The organism is Mesorhizobium sp. C416B, assembly GCF_030323165.1.
Lineage (GTDB): Bacteria > Pseudomonadota > Alphaproteobacteria > Rhizobiales > Rhizobiaceae > Mesorhizobium.
Genome location: NZ_CP100471.1, coordinates 4,382,655 through 4,398,750 on the forward strand (window position 1 = coordinate 4,382,655; position 16,096 = coordinate 4,398,750).

25 protein-coding genes are annotated in these 16,096 nt (G+C 63.4%); 13 read left to right on the forward strand and 12 right to left on the reverse strand.

Going from position 1 to position 16,096, the window contains the following annotated elements:
• Nucleotides 1-57 precede the first annotated feature (57 nt).
• Complete coding sequence (locus tag NLY43_RS21370) at nt 58-975, reverse strand: polyprenyl synthetase family protein (protein ID WP_023693656.1); 918 nt, start codon at nt 973-975, stop codon at nt 58-60.
• A gap of 132 nt (nt 976-1,107) precedes the next feature.
• On the opposite strand from NLY43_RS21370, the gene NLY43_RS21375 reads away from it, so the two are divergent.
• From NLY43_RS21375 to NLY43_RS21390, 4 genes are all read left to right on the forward strand, one after another.
• A complete protein-coding gene (locus NLY43_RS21375; protein WP_050587122.1) occupies nt 1,108-1,815 on the forward strand; it encodes a biosynthetic peptidoglycan transglycosylase in 708 nt (235 codons plus the stop codon).
• Between the two features lie 153 nt (nt 1,816-1,968).
• On the forward strand, nt 1,969-2,151 hold the full coding sequence (gene rpmF / locus NLY43_RS21380; RefSeq protein ID WP_008834724.1) for a 50S ribosomal protein L32: 183 nt from the start codon (nt 1,969-1,971) through the stop codon (nt 2,149-2,151).
• A gap of 197 nt (nt 2,152-2,348) precedes the next feature.
• Nucleotides 2,349-3,296 carry an agmatinase gene (locus NLY43_RS21385; RefSeq protein ID WP_023693659.1) on the forward strand — a complete coding sequence of 316 codons (948 nt, stop codon included), beginning with the start codon at nt 2,349-2,351 and terminating at the stop codon, nt 3,294-3,296.
• Between the two features lie 193 nt (nt 3,297-3,489).
• Nucleotides 3,490-3,891: a hypothetical protein gene (locus NLY43_RS21390; protein WP_023670154.1), complete on the forward strand. Its 402-nt coding sequence runs from the start codon at nt 3,490-3,492 to the stop codon at nt 3,889-3,891.
• 122 nt (nt 3,892-4,013) lie between these two features.
• Here the strand turns inward: NLY43_RS21390 and NLY43_RS21395 are convergent, their stop codons facing one another.
• From NLY43_RS21395 to NLY43_RS21405, 3 genes are all read right to left on the reverse strand, one after another.
• Nucleotides 4,014-4,445: a GlcG/HbpS family heme-binding protein gene (locus NLY43_RS21395; protein ID WP_023690074.1), complete on the reverse strand. Its 432-nt coding sequence runs from the start codon at nt 4,443-4,445 to the stop codon at nt 4,014-4,016.
• Between the two features lie 175 nt (nt 4,446-4,620).
• The gene (locus tag NLY43_RS21400; protein WP_023684002.1) at nt 4,621-4,854 is read right to left on the reverse strand and encodes a hypothetical protein; all 234 of its coding nucleotides are present in this window, start codon (nt 4,852-4,854) and stop codon (nt 4,621-4,623) included.
• A 79-nt stretch (nt 4,855-4,933) separates the two neighbouring features.
• Nucleotides 4,934-5,461 carry a winged helix-turn-helix transcriptional regulator gene (locus tag NLY43_RS21405; RefSeq protein ID WP_023711649.1) on the reverse strand — a complete coding sequence of 176 codons (528 nt, stop codon included), beginning with the start codon at nt 5,459-5,461 and terminating at the stop codon, nt 4,934-4,936.
• A 113-nt stretch (nt 5,462-5,574) separates the two neighbouring features.
• Here NLY43_RS21405 and NLY43_RS21410 point away from each other — a divergent pair, with 113 nt between their 5' ends.
• From NLY43_RS21410 to NLY43_RS21430, 5 genes are all read left to right on the forward strand, one after another.
• Nucleotides 5,575-6,408: an alpha/beta fold hydrolase gene (locus NLY43_RS21410; protein WP_023711650.1), complete on the forward strand. Its 834-nt coding sequence runs from the start codon at nt 5,575-5,577 to the stop codon at nt 6,406-6,408.
• A 116-nt stretch (nt 6,409-6,524) separates the two neighbouring features.
• Complete coding sequence (locus NLY43_RS21415; RefSeq protein WP_023711651.1) at nt 6,525-7,181, forward strand: glutathione S-transferase family protein; 657 nt, start codon at nt 6,525-6,527, stop codon at nt 7,179-7,181.
• A 5-nt stretch (nt 7,182-7,186) separates the two neighbouring features.
• A complete protein-coding gene (locus tag NLY43_RS21420; RefSeq protein WP_023699361.1) occupies nt 7,187-7,513 on the forward strand; it encodes an ArsR/SmtB family transcription factor in 327 nt (108 codons plus the stop codon).
• Nucleotides 7,514-7,536: 23 nt separating this feature from the next.
• Entirely contained in the window at nt 7,537-7,911 is a 375-nt protein-coding gene (locus NLY43_RS21425; RefSeq protein ID WP_032996687.1) for a nuclear transport factor 2 family protein, read from the forward strand.
• Between the two features lie 16 nt (nt 7,912-7,927).
• Nucleotides 7,928-8,392, forward strand: a complete 465-nt coding sequence (locus tag NLY43_RS21430) for an SRPBCC family protein (protein WP_023690078.1) — start codon at nt 7,928-7,930, stop codon at nt 8,390-8,392.
• A 29-nt stretch (nt 8,393-8,421) separates the two neighbouring features.
• Here the strand turns inward: NLY43_RS21430 and NLY43_RS21435 are convergent, their stop codons facing one another.
• The 3 genes from NLY43_RS21435 to NLY43_RS21445 all read right to left on the reverse strand — a co-directional run bounded on the left by NLY43_RS21435 (nt 8,422) and on the right by NLY43_RS21445 (nt 10,247).
• Entirely contained in the window at nt 8,422-8,685 is a 264-nt protein-coding gene (locus NLY43_RS21435) for an ArsR/SmtB family transcription factor (RefSeq protein ID WP_023690079.1), read from the reverse strand.
• Nucleotides 8,686-8,717: 32 nt separating this feature from the next.
• Nucleotides 8,718-9,956 carry an MFS transporter gene (locus NLY43_RS21440; RefSeq protein ID WP_023683997.1) on the reverse strand — a complete coding sequence of 413 codons (1,239 nt, stop codon included), beginning with the start codon at nt 9,954-9,956 and terminating at the stop codon, nt 8,718-8,720.
• Nucleotides 9,957-10,052: 96 nt separating this feature from the next.
• Nucleotides 10,053-10,247: a DUF1192 domain-containing protein gene (locus NLY43_RS21445; protein WP_023670145.1), complete on the reverse strand. Its 195-nt coding sequence runs from the start codon at nt 10,245-10,247 to the stop codon at nt 10,053-10,055.
• Between the two features lie 136 nt (nt 10,248-10,383).
• Between NLY43_RS21445 and NLY43_RS21450 the strand changes: the two genes are divergently transcribed.
• The 3 genes from NLY43_RS21450 to NLY43_RS21460 all read left to right on the forward strand — a co-directional run bounded on the left by NLY43_RS21450 (nt 10,384) and on the right by NLY43_RS21460 (nt 12,974).
• The gene (locus tag NLY43_RS21450) at nt 10,384-11,394 is read left to right on the forward strand and encodes an NAD(P)H-quinone oxidoreductase (RefSeq protein WP_032903975.1); all 1,011 of its coding nucleotides are present in this window, start codon (nt 10,384-10,386) and stop codon (nt 11,392-11,394) included.
• Between the two features lie 421 nt (nt 11,395-11,815).
• Nucleotides 11,816-11,956: a DUF1127 domain-containing protein gene (locus NLY43_RS21455; RefSeq protein WP_023670143.1), complete on the forward strand. Its 141-nt coding sequence runs from the start codon at nt 11,816-11,818 to the stop codon at nt 11,954-11,956.
• A 325-nt stretch (nt 11,957-12,281) separates the two neighbouring features.
• On the forward strand, nt 12,282-12,974 hold the full coding sequence (locus NLY43_RS21460) for a DUF1013 domain-containing protein (RefSeq protein ID WP_023670142.1): 693 nt from the start codon (nt 12,282-12,284) through the stop codon (nt 12,972-12,974).
• A 63-nt stretch (nt 12,975-13,037) separates the two neighbouring features.
• Here the strand turns inward: NLY43_RS21460 and NLY43_RS21465 are convergent, their stop codons facing one another.
• The 3 genes from NLY43_RS21465 to NLY43_RS21475 all read right to left on the reverse strand — a co-directional run bounded on the left by NLY43_RS21465 (nt 13,038) and on the right by NLY43_RS21475 (nt 14,647).
• Complete coding sequence (locus NLY43_RS21465; RefSeq protein ID WP_023711653.1) at nt 13,038-13,757, reverse strand: helix-turn-helix transcriptional regulator; 720 nt, start codon at nt 13,755-13,757, stop codon at nt 13,038-13,040.
• A gap of 126 nt (nt 13,758-13,883) precedes the next feature.
• Nucleotides 13,884-14,294, reverse strand: a complete 411-nt coding sequence (locus tag NLY43_RS21470) for a hypothetical protein (RefSeq protein WP_031199380.1) — start codon at nt 14,292-14,294, stop codon at nt 13,884-13,886.
• A 182-nt stretch (nt 14,295-14,476) separates the two neighbouring features.
• The gene (locus NLY43_RS21475; RefSeq protein WP_023670139.1) at nt 14,477-14,647 is read right to left on the reverse strand and encodes a hypothetical protein; all 171 of its coding nucleotides are present in this window, start codon (nt 14,645-14,647) and stop codon (nt 14,477-14,479) included.
• A 204-nt stretch (nt 14,648-14,851) separates the two neighbouring features.
• Between NLY43_RS21475 and NLY43_RS21480 the strand changes: the two genes are divergently transcribed.
• Nucleotides 14,852-15,013: a hypothetical protein gene (locus tag NLY43_RS21480; RefSeq protein ID WP_023683991.1), complete on the forward strand. Its 162-nt coding sequence runs from the start codon at nt 14,852-14,854 to the stop codon at nt 15,011-15,013.
• Between the two features lie 9 nt (nt 15,014-15,022).
• On the opposite strand, the gene NLY43_RS21485 is transcribed toward NLY43_RS21480, so the two are convergent.
• Both NLY43_RS21485 and NLY43_RS21490 read right to left on the reverse strand, forming a co-directional pair.
• The gene (locus NLY43_RS21485) at nt 15,023-15,343 is read right to left on the reverse strand and encodes a hypothetical protein (RefSeq protein WP_155922469.1); all 321 of its coding nucleotides are present in this window, start codon (nt 15,341-15,343) and stop codon (nt 15,023-15,025) included.
• Nucleotides 15,344-15,368: 25 nt separating this feature from the next.
• A complete protein-coding gene (locus NLY43_RS21490; protein ID WP_023711656.1) occupies nt 15,369-16,082 on the reverse strand; it encodes an SGNH/GDSL hydrolase family protein in 714 nt (237 codons plus the stop codon).
• Nucleotides 16,083-16,096 lie beyond the last annotated feature (14 nt).

The following is a 16,096-nucleotide window of genomic DNA, read 5'->3' on the forward strand; positions in this document are numbered from 1 at the left end:
AAGGCAGCGCAAGGCCGACAAATTCCGAAAACGGTTCGGCATCCGATCGCCCAAACCTCAGTTGTTGCGGATTGCAACGAAGCTTGCCGCTGCCTTCAGCAAGGCTGCCTGTCCGCCGTAAGGCTCGAGCAATTCATGGGCCTGCTTGACCAGCCCATGGAGCTGGCTGCGCGCCCAGTTCGCGCCATGCAGCGCCACCAGCGTCGCCTTGCCGGCGGCTGCGTCCTTGCCGGTCGCCTTGCCCATCTGGCTGGCATCGGCGGTCAGGTCGAGCAGGTCGTCGGCAAGCTGGAAGGCAAGCCCGACCGCCGAGCCGAATTCGGCCAGCCGGTCGCGGTCCTGCGGTGCGGCGCCGGCAATGATCGCGCCGGCTTCGCAGGCGAAGCGGATCAGCGCGCCGGTTTTCATCGCCTGCAGCCGGATAATGCCGGCTTCGTCCGGCCTGTTGCGCTCGGCTTCGAGGTCGAGCGTCTGCCCGCCAACCATGCCCCCGGTGCCAGCCGCGCGCGCCAGCGCCAGCACCAGCGCCGCCCTGCGCTCCGCCGGCAGCGCCGTCGCCTCATCGGCGAGGACATCGAAGGCAAGCGTCAGAAGCGCATCGCCGGCAAGTATGGCGGTAGCTTCATCGAAGGCCTTGTGCACGGTCGGCTGGCCGCGGCGCAGATCGTCGTCGTCCATGGCAGGCAGATCGTCATGGATCAGCGAATAGCAATGCACGCATTCGAGCGCCGCCGCCACGCGCATCGCCGCCTCGCCATCGGCGCCAAAAAGGGCGGCACTTTCCATGACCAGGAAGGGGCGCAGCCGCTTGCCGCCGTTCAGCACGCCATGGCGCATGGCCGCCATCAGACGCTCCGGTCGGGCGATCTCGCCGGCAAGCGTGCGGCCGTCGAGCAGCAGCCTGAGCCCGGCCTCGATCGCCGCCGCCCGCCCCAGAAGTGCGGCCTCAAAGGCCAATTGCTCGTCTTTCGTCATGGCCGGGAGCGGTAGCCGACACTCAGACGTTGCGCAAGAAGCCTCGCGCCATTATGCCGGAGGCGGGAGAGTGGCGCGGGTGGGGGCGGCTTGACGGAACCGATCGTCGATCATGAAACCGAAGGGTTTGAGATGGCGCGACCAAGGCGCGTGAACCGCGCCGGTCTGAAGCGCCTGGCACGGCGCGGCCTGGTCGTCGCCGTCGTGCTGGCGGCGATACCCATTGTGCTGACCTTCCTCTATCTGCCGTCCTTCGTGCATCCGATATCGACCTTGATGGTCAAAGACCTCGCGACCTTCTCCGGTTACGACCGGCGCTGGGTGTCGATCGACGATGTGTCCCCGGTGCTGGCCAATTCGGTGATCATGTCGGAGGACGGGCAATTCTGCTTCCATCGCGGCATCGATCTCGGCGAATTGCGCGGCGTCGTCGACGATGCGCTGGCCGGCGAGGCGACGCGCGGCGCCTCGACCATCACCATGCAGACGGTGAAGAACCTTTTCCTGTGGTCGCGGCCGCTGGGCTCGGTGCGCAAGGTGGTCGAACTGCCGCTGGCCGTCTATTTCGACGCGGTGATGTCGAAACGGCGGATCATGGAGATCTACCTCAACATCGCCGAATGGGGGCCGGGCATTTACGGCATCGAGGCGGCGGCGCAGCACCATTTCGGCGTTTCGGCCAAACAGCTGTCGCGGCGGCAGGCGGCATTGCTGGCCGTCTCGCTGCCCAATCCGATCGCCCGCAATCCGGCCAAGCCCGGTCCGGGTCTGCGGCGGCTGGCGTCGCTGATCGAACGCCGCGCCGGCCGTTCGGGCGCGTATGTCGGTTGTCTTGATTAGGTAGAACCGCTGCCAGTTCAAAAAAAATCGCCACGGTGCTGGCCAAAACGGCGCAGGGCGTGTATAGGCACCCGACTTTCTCAGATTATGGCCCTGACGCGGCCCTTTCACGAGGGCTATCGGGGCATTTTGACCATGTAGTGGAGCATATCCATGGCCGTTCCGAAACGAAAAACCTCTCCGTCCAAGCGCGGCATGCGCCGCTCGGCCGACGCTCTCAAGGCCCCGACCTATGTCGAGGACAAGAATTCCGGCGAAATGCGCCGCCCGCACCATATCGACCTGAAGACCGGCATGTATCGCGGTCGCCAGGTGCTGACGCCCAAGGAAAGCTGAGACCAGCTTTCGAAGGGTTTGAATGCCAAAAGAACCGGCCATTGGCCGGTTTTTTTGCGTTTGGTGCGCCGCGCCGCCAACTATGCCAAAGACCGGGCGTCCGTGGCGATACAAGCTGCGGCGGCGGTGCTGTATTGAGTCCGCATGCCTTGTCGCGGCGCTTCCGCGCGATGATCGACCGGCTTCAGAGGGACCGCATGACCAAGCTCACCACAGCACCCCGCGATGTCTTCCAGACCTTCATGAACTTCCCGCTGGTCGAGGACCTCGATGCGCTGAAGGCGGATGTCGCCATCATCGGCATGCCTTACGGCAGTCCCTACACGATCGACGAGCTGGTCAACGACCAGACCAACGCGCCGACCGCGGTGCGGCGCGCCTCGCAGCGCATCAGCCTCGGGCTCGACCGCTATGATTTCGACATTGGCGGAACCCTGTTCGACGGGCAGGACGTCAAGGTGGTCGATGTCGGCGATGTTCCCGGCGATGCCGCCGGCGGCCACTACAGGTTGGCCGAAACGGCGATCCGCAAGATCCGCGTCGCCGGCGCCTTGCCGATCACCATTGGCGGCGATCACGGCATTCCAATCCCGATCCTGCGGGCGCTTGACGACGAAGGGCCGATCACCCTGGTTCAGATCGATGCCCATCTCGACTGGCGCGACAATGTCAACGGGGTCAGGGAAGGCTATTCCAGCCCCATCCGCCGCGCTTCGGAGATGGCGCATATAGCCGGGATTTTCCAGCTCGGCATCCGCGGCCAGGGCAGCGCCCGGCTCGAGGAGGTCGAGGCGGCCCGCGCCTACGGCTCCAACATCGTCACCGCCAATGAATGGCAGGATATCGGTACGGCGGCGCTGCTCAAGCGCATCCCGGACCGTGGCCGCTATTACCTGACCATCGATGCCGACGGTCTCGATCCCGCTGTCATGCCGGCGGTCGAAGGGCCGGCGCCTGGCGGCATCAGCTACCGGCAGACGATCGAACTGATCAAGGGCCTGTTCGCCAAGGGACGTGTCGTCGGCATCGACATCGTCGAGATCGCGCCGGCGCGCGACGTCAACGAGATCACCTCGATGACCGCCGGCCTTTTCATCCTCAACGCTATCGGCGCCGCCGTGCGGACAGGCCAGTTCAAGCGCTGAATCCCGGCGTGTCGGTGGTCAGCCGGGGCAACTGTGGCTGACAGGGTTGTTTCGCGCGGTCTTTTTCCGTGTTTGCGGGCGCTAGCGAAAAATCTTGACGGCGTGCCTGCGGGGCATTCTACAGAAGGTGCCCCCATTGTTTAGGCAATTCCTTGGGAAACCGCTTTCCTGGAATTGCTAGAGGAGACGCCTGATGTTCGGTGCCATCCCGCTGCTGATCGTGCCCTTCGTGGCCTACAATCTCGGACTCCTCGGAATATTCGGCAGCGGCGACGATCCGTGGGCGACCGAGATCTTCTCGTTCAGCATGATGTCGGGCGGAGTGTTTTCGATGACGCTCGGCGACTTGATGGTCGTGATCGGGCTGATCTTCCTGTTCCTCGAAATGGTGAAGTCGGTGCGCACCACGAACGCTTCGATCATGGACCATCTGTTGTCGACGCTGGTCTTCGTGGCGTTCCTGGTCGAGTTCCTGCTGGTGAAGGGCGCGGCGCACTCCGTCTTCTTCACGCTGATGGTGATCGCCCTGTTCGATGTGCTGGCCGGGTTTTCGGTGTCGATGCGGTCGGCGAGTAGAGACATAAATTTGAACTAGCCGCCTTCGTTGGATGGTCGCATCCGTTCGCGATTGGCGTGGCTGCTCTTTCTGGTCGTCATCCCAGGGTCTTCGCGACGGAGTTTCGCTCCTGCTTCGCCCTGGGATGACGAAGCTCCCCCTCAGCCCGGATCGGCGGTGAAGCCCGCCGCTTCGATGCCGGCGATGGCGGCGGCCTCGTCATTGTCCGACGTATCGCCCGAAATTCCGACGGCGCCGATGACGGCGCCTGCCTTGTCGCGGATCAACACGCCGCCGACGACCGGCAATACGCGTCCACCCGAAACGTCCGAAATGCCGGCGACGAGATGCGGCCGCTCCTTGGCGAAAGCCTCGACACGGCGCGAGCCCATGCCGATGGCCAGCGCCCCATAGGCCTTGCCGGCCGACATTTGCGGGCGCAGGAACGAGGCGCCGTCCTGACGCTGGAAGGCGACGAGATGCGCGCCGGCATCCAGCACGGAAACGCCGAGCGGCTTGAGCTTCAGCTCGGCGCCCTTGGCGAAGGCGGCGTCGATGATGTGCTTGGCTTTTTCGAGGGTCAGTGCGGTCATGGCTGTCTCCTGATCAAAACGCGTCAATCATCGCCTGACATGCGGGATGCGAAATCCCGGTTGCGGTTGAAATTGCTTCGCGTGGGAAAGCGGAAATGGCGGGCATTGCTGATCGTGGCACATGGCCGATACGATCCGCCGGCATCCAGATCGGGCGTCGATGAAGAAGGCCGCGCTATTTTTTCTTGGCTCGGGGCGCTTTCTTGACCGGAACGGCAGGGGCGTTGGCGAGGTCTTCCGCTTCCTTGGCAAGGCGCAATGCCCGGAGCTTGTTGGTCTTGGCCTGGCGGGCGTCGGCCTCGGCGACATACTCCGCCATCGCCTTTTGCCGCACCGTGGCGGCCTCTTCCTGCTTCTTGAAACGCATATCCGCCCGGGCGCGGGCAGTATCCTTAGAGTTCTCGACCAAGAGCGTTATCCAATCCCGTAAATTATGTTTTTCAGCCCCTTGATAGCAGAGCCGGCCTGATAATGGGGAAATAAGTTGGTCAAGCGGCGGGGGCCTCGATGCCGCTCGACGCCTTGCGGGCGACCACCGCCTCATATCCGGCCTGCAATGTAGCGCGGACGGAAGGCCCCGCGGGTGTGGCGACAGGCGTGCCCAGATGGTTGTGGCGCAACTCGTCCATGAACTGCTCCCACATTGGCGGACCGCCTTTCTCCAGCAGTTCGGCGCGGATCGAAAGCTCCTCGCTCACCGGCAGCCAGACGCGGCCCCAAGCGCCGAGATGCGCCATGATCGGCACCAGCGTGATGGCCATCTCGGTCAGGCTGTAGATCGCCTTCTGCTTGTGCGAGGGGTCGTCGGCCTTGGTCAGCATGCCGAGTTCCATCAGCCGCTTCAGCCGGTCGGCCAGGATATTGGAAGCGATGCCCTCGATCGAGCCGTTGAGCAGTTCGCGAAAGTGGCGTTTGCCGCCAAAAATCATGTCGCGCAGGATGATCAGGCTCCAGCGATCGCCGAACACTTCCAGCGACAGATTGATAGGGCATCCCGAGCGGTGTTCGGTTTTCATCCGACTCTCCTCAAAACCAGTTGCATTGTCGTATCAGTTTTATTATCGTGCAACCGATTGCAAAACGCAATCAGTTTGGTTGGCCTTTGATTGGCCGATGCGAGGAGAGTCCCATGACACGGGCCGCAGCACCCGAAATCGTCTCCCAGACGTTTGGGAATCCCAGCGATCCAACCGTTCTGCTGATCATGGGCGCCATGGCCTCGATGCTGTGGGGGCCGGAGGCGCTCTGCAAAAAACTCGCCGGCGAGGGCCGTTTCGTGATCCGCTACGACAATCGCGATACCGGCCTGTCGACCAAATATGCGACGGGCGAGCCGCCGTATACGTTCGACGACATGGCGGACGATGCGGTGCGCGTCCTCGACGGTTGCGGCATCGGCAAGGCGCATGTGGTCGGGATGTCAATGGGCGGCACGATCGCGCAACGACTGGCGTTGAGACATCCCTCGCGTGTCATCACACTGACGGTGATCAGCAGTTCGCCGGTGGGGATCGATACATCGCACCTGCCGGGGACGACCGAGGCCGATATGGAGCACTCGGCCGATGGCGCCAAGGTCGATTGGTCGGACCGCCACCAGGTGATCGGCTTCGTCGTCAAGGATGCGCGTGCGATCGCCAGCACCGCGCATCCGTTCGACGAGAAGGCGATGCGCGCGTTCGTCCAACAGGACTACGACCGATCCGGCGGCTTCCTGAGCGCGACTAACCATTTCATGCTGAAGAGCTGCGAGGATCTGAAAGGACGCCTGCGCGAGATCAAGGTTCCGCTGCTCGTCATTCACGGGACATCGGATCCGATCTTTCCGGTCGAGCATGGCGCAGCCCTTGCCGACGCTGTTGCCGGCGGGCGGCTTGTCCGCGTCGAAGGCGGTGGCCACGAACTGCATCCCGACGACTGGGGCACGATCGTTGCCGCCATCGTCACGCATACCAAGCCCTGAAGGCAGTCTCGAACCTTGACACATTCGCCTCACGGGAATAGTTAAGTAAATGCTTCAGTGTTGGCGCTGGCTGGCACCGCTCCAGCATCGGCGAACCACAAACAGACGAGCAAAAAATGTCCCTGACCTTCCATTTCCATCCGCTGGCATCGTTCTGCTGGAAACCGCTGATTGCGTTCTACGAGAACGACACGCCCTTCACGCCGGTTATCGTCGACCTCGGCGACGAGCAGTCGCGGGCAGCATTCCTGAAGGTGTCGCCGACCGGCAAGATGCCGGCGCTGCATGACGATGCACGCAATCGCACGGTGCTGGAATCGACCATCGTCATCGAATATCTGGCCGCGCATTATCCCGGGCCGGTCGAGCTCATCCCGGCCGAGGCCGACCTTGCTCTCCAGGTCCGCCAGGCTGACCGTTTCTACGATTTCTACGTGCAGGCGCCGATGCAGAAGATCGTCGGCGACAGGTTGCGCCCGCAGGACCGGACCGACCCGTTCGGGGTCGACGAGGCGCGCGCGCAACTGCGCAACGCCTATGCGATCATCGAGGAGGAGATGCGTTCGAAAATCTGGGCGGCCGGCCCCACCTTCACCATGGCCGACTGCGCGGCCTCGCCGGCGCTGTTCTACGCCAACAAGGTCGAGCCGTTCGGCGACAGCTATCCGGCCGTGAAACACTACCACGACCGCCTGCTCAAGCGGCCGTCCTTCGCCCGGGTGGTCGAGGAGGCGCAGCCCTACTTCAAGTTCTTTCCCTACAATAACGGCTGATCGCGATGCTGCACGATCCCGCCCAGCTCGACCTGATGTTCCAGGCGCTCGCAGACCCGGCCAGGCGCAGCATGGTCGAACGGCTGTCGCGTGGGCCGGCCTCGGTCAGCCAGTTGGCCGAACCGCTGGCGATGTCGCTGTCGGCCGTCGTCCAGCATCTCAACGTGCTCGAAGCAAGCGGGCTGGTGCGCTCGGAAAAGCTCGGCCGCGTGCGCACCTGCCAGATCGCGCCGCAGGCGCTGCGCAGCGCAGAACACTGGATCAACGAACGGCGGCTGACATGGGAGCGTCGGCTCGACCGGCTCGGCGATTTTCTCGCCGGGACCGAATGACCTGAAGCAGAGGAGAAATGACCATGCCCGGCAAAAGCAGAGCGGAGTTGATCCGCGGCTATTTTTCCGCCTACCAGGCGAATAACAAGGCTGCCGTCGCGGCGGTGCTCGCCGACGATTTCACCTTCACCAGCCCCTATGACGACGCCATCGAGCGTGCGACCTATTTCGAGCGCTGCTGGCCGGACAGCCCGGCCTTCAACTCGATCGTCATCGAGCGGATATGCGAGGACGAGGACGCCGCCTTTGTCCTCTATCGCTGCGAGACGGCGGGCGGAAAGACCTTCCGCAACACCGAACTGCATCTGTTCCATGACGACAGGTTGCGCGCCGTCGAAGTCTATTTCGGCGCGTCCTATCGCGACGGCGTCTTCGTCGCGCAGAAACCATCAAGCTGACCAAGAGGACCTGACCATGGCCGAACGATCCGTCGTCCACTCCACCTTCGTCCTCGAGCGCCTCTATCCAGTTGCGCCGGCGAAAGTCTATTTCGCGCTCAGCGATCCGGCCGCCAAGCGGCGCTGGTTCGCCGACCCCGACAACCCGATGACCCACAGGCACGAAATGGATTTTTGCGTCGGCGGCCAGGAGGTCAATGCCGGCGGGCCGAAGAACGGGCCGATCCACACCTATACCGCCACCTATCAGGACATCGTGCCCAACCAGCGCATCGTCTACAGCTACGACATGCTGTTCGGTGATGTCAGAATCTCGGTTTCGCTGGCGACAATTGAGCTTCGCCCGGAAGGCACGGGCACGCGTCTGGTGCTCACCGAGCAGGGCGCGTTTCTCGATGGGCACGACACACCGTCATCGCGCGAGCATGGTACCCGATTCCTGCTCGATGCGCTGGGCAAGGCGCTGGCAACGGACACTTGAAAGCCAGGGAGGCGAGCTGGAATCTCGGCCTATGCTTCCCAGAACTGATCAAGCCAAATATTGAGCTTGAGGAAGCCGGCACTGCTGACTGTATAGACGCGCCTCGTGCCCTCGGCCCTGGCCTGAACCAGACCGGCGTCCAGCAACACTTTCAAGTGCTGGGACACGGCCGGGCGGGAGACTGGAAGGCCCGAAGCCAGCTCGTTGACGGTTTTCGGGCCACGCCGGAGCTCTTCCAGAAGATAGCGCCGGTTGGGGTCGGCAATCGCCATGAAGGCGTCAGAAAAGATCATGCCTATACTTGTGGGGCAAAGCTTTTCAAATCTCAACCGTCGGCTTCCGCTTTTCTGAGCCGCAGTGCTTCAGGGGTGACCGAGCGATCGGCCGGCTGGGTCTTGAAGGCATCGCGGTCTTCGATCGGCACCGGCGCGCGGCGGCTGATGCGCAGCAACGTGTAGGCGGCGAGGCTGAGATGCGCCAGCGCGGTGGCCAGGAACAGGCCTTCGGGGCGGAGCCAGCCCATCAGGGCGGCAGCCAGCAAGGGCCCGATCATGGTTCCGAAGCCATACAGAAGCAGCAGGCCGCCCGAGACCTTGACGAAATCCTCCGATCGGGCGTGGTCGTTGGCATGCGCCACGGCGATCGAATAGAGCGTGTAGGCAAAGGCGCCGTAGGCAGCGGCGAAGACAATGACGAGGACGGCGGAACGCGGTTCGAACAGGAAGATCAGGATGGCGAACAGTGCGGCGCCGAAAGCCGCGCCCGCCAGCACGAAACGGCGGTCGGTCTTGTCGGAGAGGCGTCCGGCCGGAAGCTGCATGGCCGCGCCGGCAATAACGACAAGGCTCATCATCAGTGCGATCTGGGCGGTGGAGATGCCGATACGGGCGCCGTAGACGGCGCCAAGCGTGCCCCAGGCGCCATTGGCGATGCCGACCAACAGGCAGGCGATCGCCGACACCGGCGAGTTGGCGTAGAGACCTTTGACGTCGAGCTTGACGTCCTGCAAAGGCTTGGGAGACGAAGCCGACGACACCGCGGTCGGGATCAGCGACAGGCAGAACAATATGCCGGTGATCATGAACAGCGATGCCGATCTGACGTCGCCGCCGGCAACGATCATCTGGCCGCCCATGATCGAGGCATAGGTGACCATCATGTAGAGGCCGAAGACGGTGCCGCGGTTCTCGTTGGTGGCCTTCTCGTTCAGCCAGCTTTCGATGACCATGAAGGCTCCGGCCATGGTGAAGCCGGTGAAGGCGCGCAGCAGGATCCAGACATATTCGTCGATGATCAGGCCGGTAAGCAACGCCACGATGGCGCCCGAAGCGGCAAAGGCGCCGAACGCCCGGACGTGGCCGGCGCGGCGCACCAGGCGCGGTGCGAAGAAGCAGCCGGTGACGAAGCCACCGGCCCAGGCCGTGCCCATCAGGCCGAGCGATGCGGTCGAAAACCCTTCGAGCTGGCCGCGCAACGGCAACAACAGGCCGTGCAATCCCGAAGCCGCGAGCAGGAAAGCGGTGCCGCGAAGCAGCGAGAGGATCGGCCTGTAGCTTGCAAACATTGTTTGATCCGTCTGGAGATTCGGTGGCGGGGTCTGAAGACAGGCGCATTCGGGCTTTTCGGCGGCGGATGCTCAACGCCGAAACTAACGCGAAAACTAGCCGCGGCGAAACAGGGCTTCGGCCGCCGATTTGGTGCTGCCCTTGGTCTGGAGCTCGGCTTCGAGCCGGGCAATCTCCTCGCGCAGGATGCTGATCCGTTCGGTCAGGTCACCGACCGAAAGCAGCGACAGATCCTGTCCGATCTCATGCGGGCGGGCTTTCTTCTTGGGTTCGTCGTCGAAGATCGCCATCGTCGCTCCTCCCTATTCAGTATTGGGGCTGATTTGGCCATTTGCCTGATCCGGCAATCAGCATACATAGGGCAGGGGCGTAGATGCAAACAGCCGGCAAGAAGCTGGCAGCCGGCGGACCGAGACGGGAAATTTCATGGCGAGCGGACATAAAATTCCAGCCACGATGACGGCCATTGCAATCTCGCAACCGGGCGGGCCGCGGGTGCTGAAACCGGAAACGCGCGACGTGCCGGTGCCTGGTCCCGGCGAAATCCTGATCCGGGTGCGTGCGGCCGGCGTCAACCGCCCCGACGTGCAGCAGCGCAAGGGCGCCTATCCGGCGCCGCCCGGCGCTTCCGACCTGCCCGGTCTCGAGGCATCGGGCGAAGTGGCCGTCCTTGGCGACGACATATCGCGCTGGCGCATCGGCGACCGGGTCTGCGCGCTGACGCCGGGGGGCGGTTATGCCGAATATGTAAAGGTTCATGCCGGCAGCGTGCTGCCGCTGCCCGCCGGCTTCACCCACACGGAGGCGGCCGCGGTTCCGGAAAACTATTTCACCGTCTGGCACAATGTGTTCGAGCGCGGCGGCCTGAAAAAGGGTGAGACGCTGCTGGTCCATGGCGGCTCATCGGGCATCGGCACCACGGCGATCCAGCTGGCGTCGGCCTTCGGCGCCTATGTCGTCACCACCGCCGGCAGCAAGGAAAAATGCGACGCCTGCCTGAAACTCGGCGCCGACCGGGCGATCAACTACCGCGAGGAGGATTTCGTCGCGGCGGTCAAGGATGCGACCGGCGGCAAGGGGGCCGACGTCATTCTCGACATGGTCGGCGGCGACTATATCGCGCGCAACTACGAGGCCGCCGCGGTCGAGGGCAGGATCGTCCAGATCGCCGTCCAGGCCGGCGCGGTGGCGAGCGCCGATTTCTCGAAAATCATGGTCAAGCGGCTGACCCACACCGGCTCGACGCTGCGGCCTCGCACGGTCGAGTTCAAGGCGGCGCTCGCCGCCGCACTGGAAGCACAGGTGTGGCCGCTGCTCGGCACCCGGAAGGTAGCGCCGGTGATGGACATGATCTTCCCGCTGACCGACGCCTGGCGGGCGCATGAGCGCATGGAAGAGGGCGAGCATATAGGCAAGATCGTTCTCGACGTCGGCTAGATGGGGCGAGATTTAGGTGAGGCCGGCCTGCGAATGGCGGCTCCCTGCGCTTCCGGCCTTCGCCGGCCGAAGCCCTCATGAGGCGTTGCGGCAGTTAAGGCTACGGCCGGCGTAGGCCGGTGCTTCGTACTGAAGTACGCTTCGCTCCGGCCTTCGCCGGCCGTAGCCGTCATAAATGCCTCCGCTCTATGAAGGCTACGGCGGGCGTAGGCCGGTTCTCGGGAGCCGCCATTCTCTGCTCGGCCTGACCTGAACCTCGCGCCATGCTCCGCGCTCAGCCTGTCGGCAAGATGAACACAAGCTTAATGCTGCAATGCAGCATTTGCATTGCGGCTATGCAAAGACGTCTGTTCAATTCGTGGGCAGCACTGCCTATCTAAGCGTCATCGAAACGATTTGATCTAACAACTGGAGGACAACCATGAACCCGATCCGCGCTTTCCGTAACTGGCGTATGTACAACGAAACCGTGCGCGAGCTGAACAAGCTCAACGCCCGTCAGCTCAGCGACCTCGGCATCAGCCGCGGCGACATCGAGAGGATTGCCCGCAAGGCCATCTAATTCGAAGCCTGGTCGGCCGATGAGGCCTGACCACGCGGCAGAAGCAAGAGCCGCCGCAGACGGTATCCCGTCGCCGGTTCCGAGCCCGCTGGACCCTGTCCGGCGGGTTTTGTCGTTTTGGACCCCCTGTACAACTCGGCATCAATGATCGCCGGAGCCGAGGTCCTCCTGCCTCCCCCGCTGTCCGGTGTCCGACGGCTGCGCCCTGTGCCAAAAACATTGCGAAACGGCAGCGGAGCGGTTATACAGGCCGCGAATTTCCCATTTTGGTGGCTCTAAACCACCGCCCGCGCGGGAACGCGGGCGAACGAGAAGGATTTTTGAAATGGCCAATACGCTGCTGATGCCCAAGGCGACCGCCGTCTGGCTGGTCGACAACACCGCGCTTTCCTTCGAGCAGATCGCGCAGTTCTGCGGGTTGCATCCGCTCGAGGTCAAGGCGATCGCCGACGGCGAATCGGCGCAGGGCATCAAGGGCATGGATCCGATCATGACCGGACAGCTGACCCGCGACGAGATCGCGCGCGCCGAGAAGGATCCGAACCAGCGCCTGAAACTGTCCGACCCCAAGGTGCGGGTGCCGGAATCCAAGCGCAAGGGTCCCCGCTACACACCGCTGTCGAAGCGCCAGGACCGGCCCAACGCCATCCTGTGGCTGGTCCGCAACCATCCGGAATTGAAGGACGCGCAGATTTCGCGCCTGGTCGGCACGACCAAGTCGACGATCGAACAGATCCGCGAGCGCAAGCACTGGAATTCGGCCAATCTGCAGCCGATGGACCCGGTGACGCTGGGTCTCGCTTCGCAGATCGACCTCGACATGGAAGTCAACCGCGCCTCGCGCGGCCGCGAGCAGGCGCAGCCTGTCGGCGACACGCTGCTGCCGGCTGCCGTGACCGAGCGCCTGGTGCCGGCGCCGGAGAAGCCGAAGGACGAGGATGCCGAGCTCGACGCAAACGCCGTGTTCGCCAAGCTCTCGGCGCTCAAGTCCAAGAAGGAAGATGCGGACGACGAGTAAGGTTTGCGACAGTTCATCAAAAAAGCCCGCTTCGAGCGGGCTTTTTCATTGATTATCGAAGTCTCAGCTGCGCGCCGCCCGGTCCGGCGTCATGCCATAGTCCTCCGAGCGTTCGACGGCGCGGTAGAAGTCGGCAAGCTGCTTGCCGCGCTCAGGCTTGAAGATGCGGCCGGCGATGACCACCGAGCCGATGCGGTCGATGCGGAAGGCGCGGAAATCGTCGCGCATCTCGCACCAGGCAACCAGCGTCCATACCTTGCCCCAGAACCACAGACCGAGCGGACGGATGTCACGCCCGGTGCCGCGGCCGGCCTCGTCGCGGTAGTCGATGGTCAGCACCTGTCGCTTCTCGACAGCGCGCTCGATCACGTCGATCGCCTCACGCGCGGCGTCGCTCACCACCCACATCGGCGTGTGGATCTCGGTGCGGGCGATGCGGTCCTTCTCGGCGTCGGGCAGGACGGCGCCGATCTTGACCAGCGCCTCGTCGGCCGCACGCGCCATGGCCGCGCCGCCAAAGGCCCGCACCATGCGGGCGCCGGCGACCAGCGCGACGATTTCGTCACGCGTGAACATCAGCGGCGGAAGGTCGAAACCCTCCCTCATCATGTAGCCGACGCCGGCCTCGCCGTCGATCGGCACTCCGGTCGACTGCAAATCGGCGATATCGCGGTAGATGGTCCGCTCGGAAACCTCGAGCCATGTGCCGAGCTTCTGGGCGGTGACCAGCCGGCCGCCACGCAGGTGCTGCACGATCTGAAAGAGCCTGTCGGCACGTCGCATCGTATGGTCCCTCGGCTGCTTGTCTATGAATGTCATGGTCCCAAAACCGGTTCCGGGTGACATCCATGTCCTGTTTTATGCTTGTCGTTCTCCCAAAAACCGCTGCGCACTTTTGGGCGACACGCATTATGGTTTAAGTCCTTCGCGCTTGCGCTGCACGGCGACGAATTCCGCGCCGAAGGACAACTTCTTCGTTGTCGGCGTGTTCACGTCGAGCACACGCCAGTACGGCGTGATATCGTTCAGCGTCATGCCGCGTTCGAGATCCTCATTGGCGGCTTCGGCGACGGTTCGCAGATGATAGCCGATGGTGACCGGACATGTCACTTGCGCCCCATGCTCGATGGCGAGCGCGGTGCGCAAGGCGCGTACATCCATCTCGAGGCCGTTGGGGATCGTGCGGATGAAATCATCGACCTGACGGGCCGTCGGCACCAGCATCGGCTGGCCCTCGACGACGTTGCCCATTGTGCGTGGCGTCGGCTTCACGCCGTTGACGCCCGGCGTGTTCAGCCTGTCGTTCCAGCTTTTCACCATTCATGTCTCCTGACACGTTTATGGCATGGTGCTCCTGACAGCATTCTGTCAGGAGCCTTCAGCATTGTCCGTAGCAGGCGCCAAAAGTCTTTGCGCCAGCCCGAGGGGTCGCCGCCCGGGGGTCGATGTCAATGATCCGGGCGTTGCGGGGTCCGCATCCAAGCATTGTCATGTAAAACGCCTCAGATCTCGCGAATGCGGCTGTGACCCTCATACATATCCGGCCAGCCAATGTCCTTGCGGATGTCCGCCGGCAAGGAGTTCAGGAAGCGCTGGGTACGAACTTCATTGCGCATCGTGCGGATCTTGCCGACATAGTGCTGTACGCTGTTCAAAATACCAAAGCTGTTCATGACCATCTCCTCTTCTCTGATGGAGACACTATTGCATACCCCTCCTGACAGCAGTCTGTCAGGAGCATGACAGGTCGTTGAAGAAAGCTGCGAGGTGCTTCGCGGTCGGTTCGGAAACGAGCCTTTTGTCAGGAATGGCCAAGTCGACCGAGACCATGCAAGAACCGCTTTGACAGCCCGTCGCGATGCTGCTCAAAGGCGGGCATGTCGAAACTCCTCGCGCTCGTCATCATCGGCATGATGGCCATTCAGCTGATCAAGCCGCTCGGCTGGCCGGGCCTGAAGCGGCGCGGCGATTTCTGGAAGCTGGCCCTGATCGCCATGGCGGCCATCGCGCTGGCGGGTGCGCTGGGGCACTGGGCATAGCCTTGAGGGTCAGGTCGGGTCCACCGTTCCCATGGCAATCATCCGGATGGCGTTGAGGCTGGGCACGAAGAAGTAATCGCCACCGCGCGTCGTCATGAATTCCGGCAGGTTCGCCGCAATAAAAGGCGTGGCGTTGGCCGGGCCGGCCGGAATGACATGCTTGCTCGATTCGGCGCGGTTGCCGGTCAGCGTGCAGGTGTCGTTGCCGGTTTCGGAATCCAGGCCGTAGCTCATCCATTGCTGCTGGATGATATTCTGGCTCAGATCCATTGGAAGCAGGCTGCAATCAACAGTATTTGGAAATACTCGCGTCAGTTCTCTGAAGCCCACCAGTCCGAGCTTGTGCCCCCTCAGGTCAATCGGCGAGCACCCATCCGACCAGATGTTCGGCCCAGGCGCGGTAACCGGCTTCCGAGGCATGAAAGCCATCGGAGGCAAAGCCGGCCTCAGGGTTGGTGATCGGCAGCCGTGGCGCCGGCACGGCGCCGCGCTCGAAACAGAGGCGCTCGCCCATGCGGTTCGTTGCGGTAGCGCGGATTTCGAGTATCTTGCCGAGCAGCGGCGGCATGGCCGGCGCACGGGTGAATTCCAGCACCGGCGACCAGACGACGCGGGCCTCCGGCCATTTGGCGCGCAGCGCGTAAAGCAGGCCGCCGAACTCCTTCTTGAAGCGCGGCACCGAGTGGAAATTCTTGGTGTCGTTGGTGCCGATGGCCAGCACTATATGCGTCCACCGATCGGCCGACAGATTGGGCAGCACATGGTCGCGGATCTGGCCCGACGTTGCCGAGTTGAATCCGGCGGCGCGCCAGCGCACGGCAAGGCCGGTTCGTTTTGCGACCAGCATTGCAAGCTGCGCGGCAAGCCCGTTCTCGGAATTGCCGATGCCGACGGAAGCGGCCGAGGAATCGCCCAGCACCAGCAGCGAGATGGCCGGCGCCTTGCCCGATATTTCGTGCATGACCGGCCCTTGTGCCGGCAGCATGCGGGTGGTGCGGCGGCGCACGCCGAGGCCCTGCCAGACATAAACGGGGTAGGCGAGCCAGGTAAGAAGGGCCGGGAAGCGCATGGCGATACCGTTTA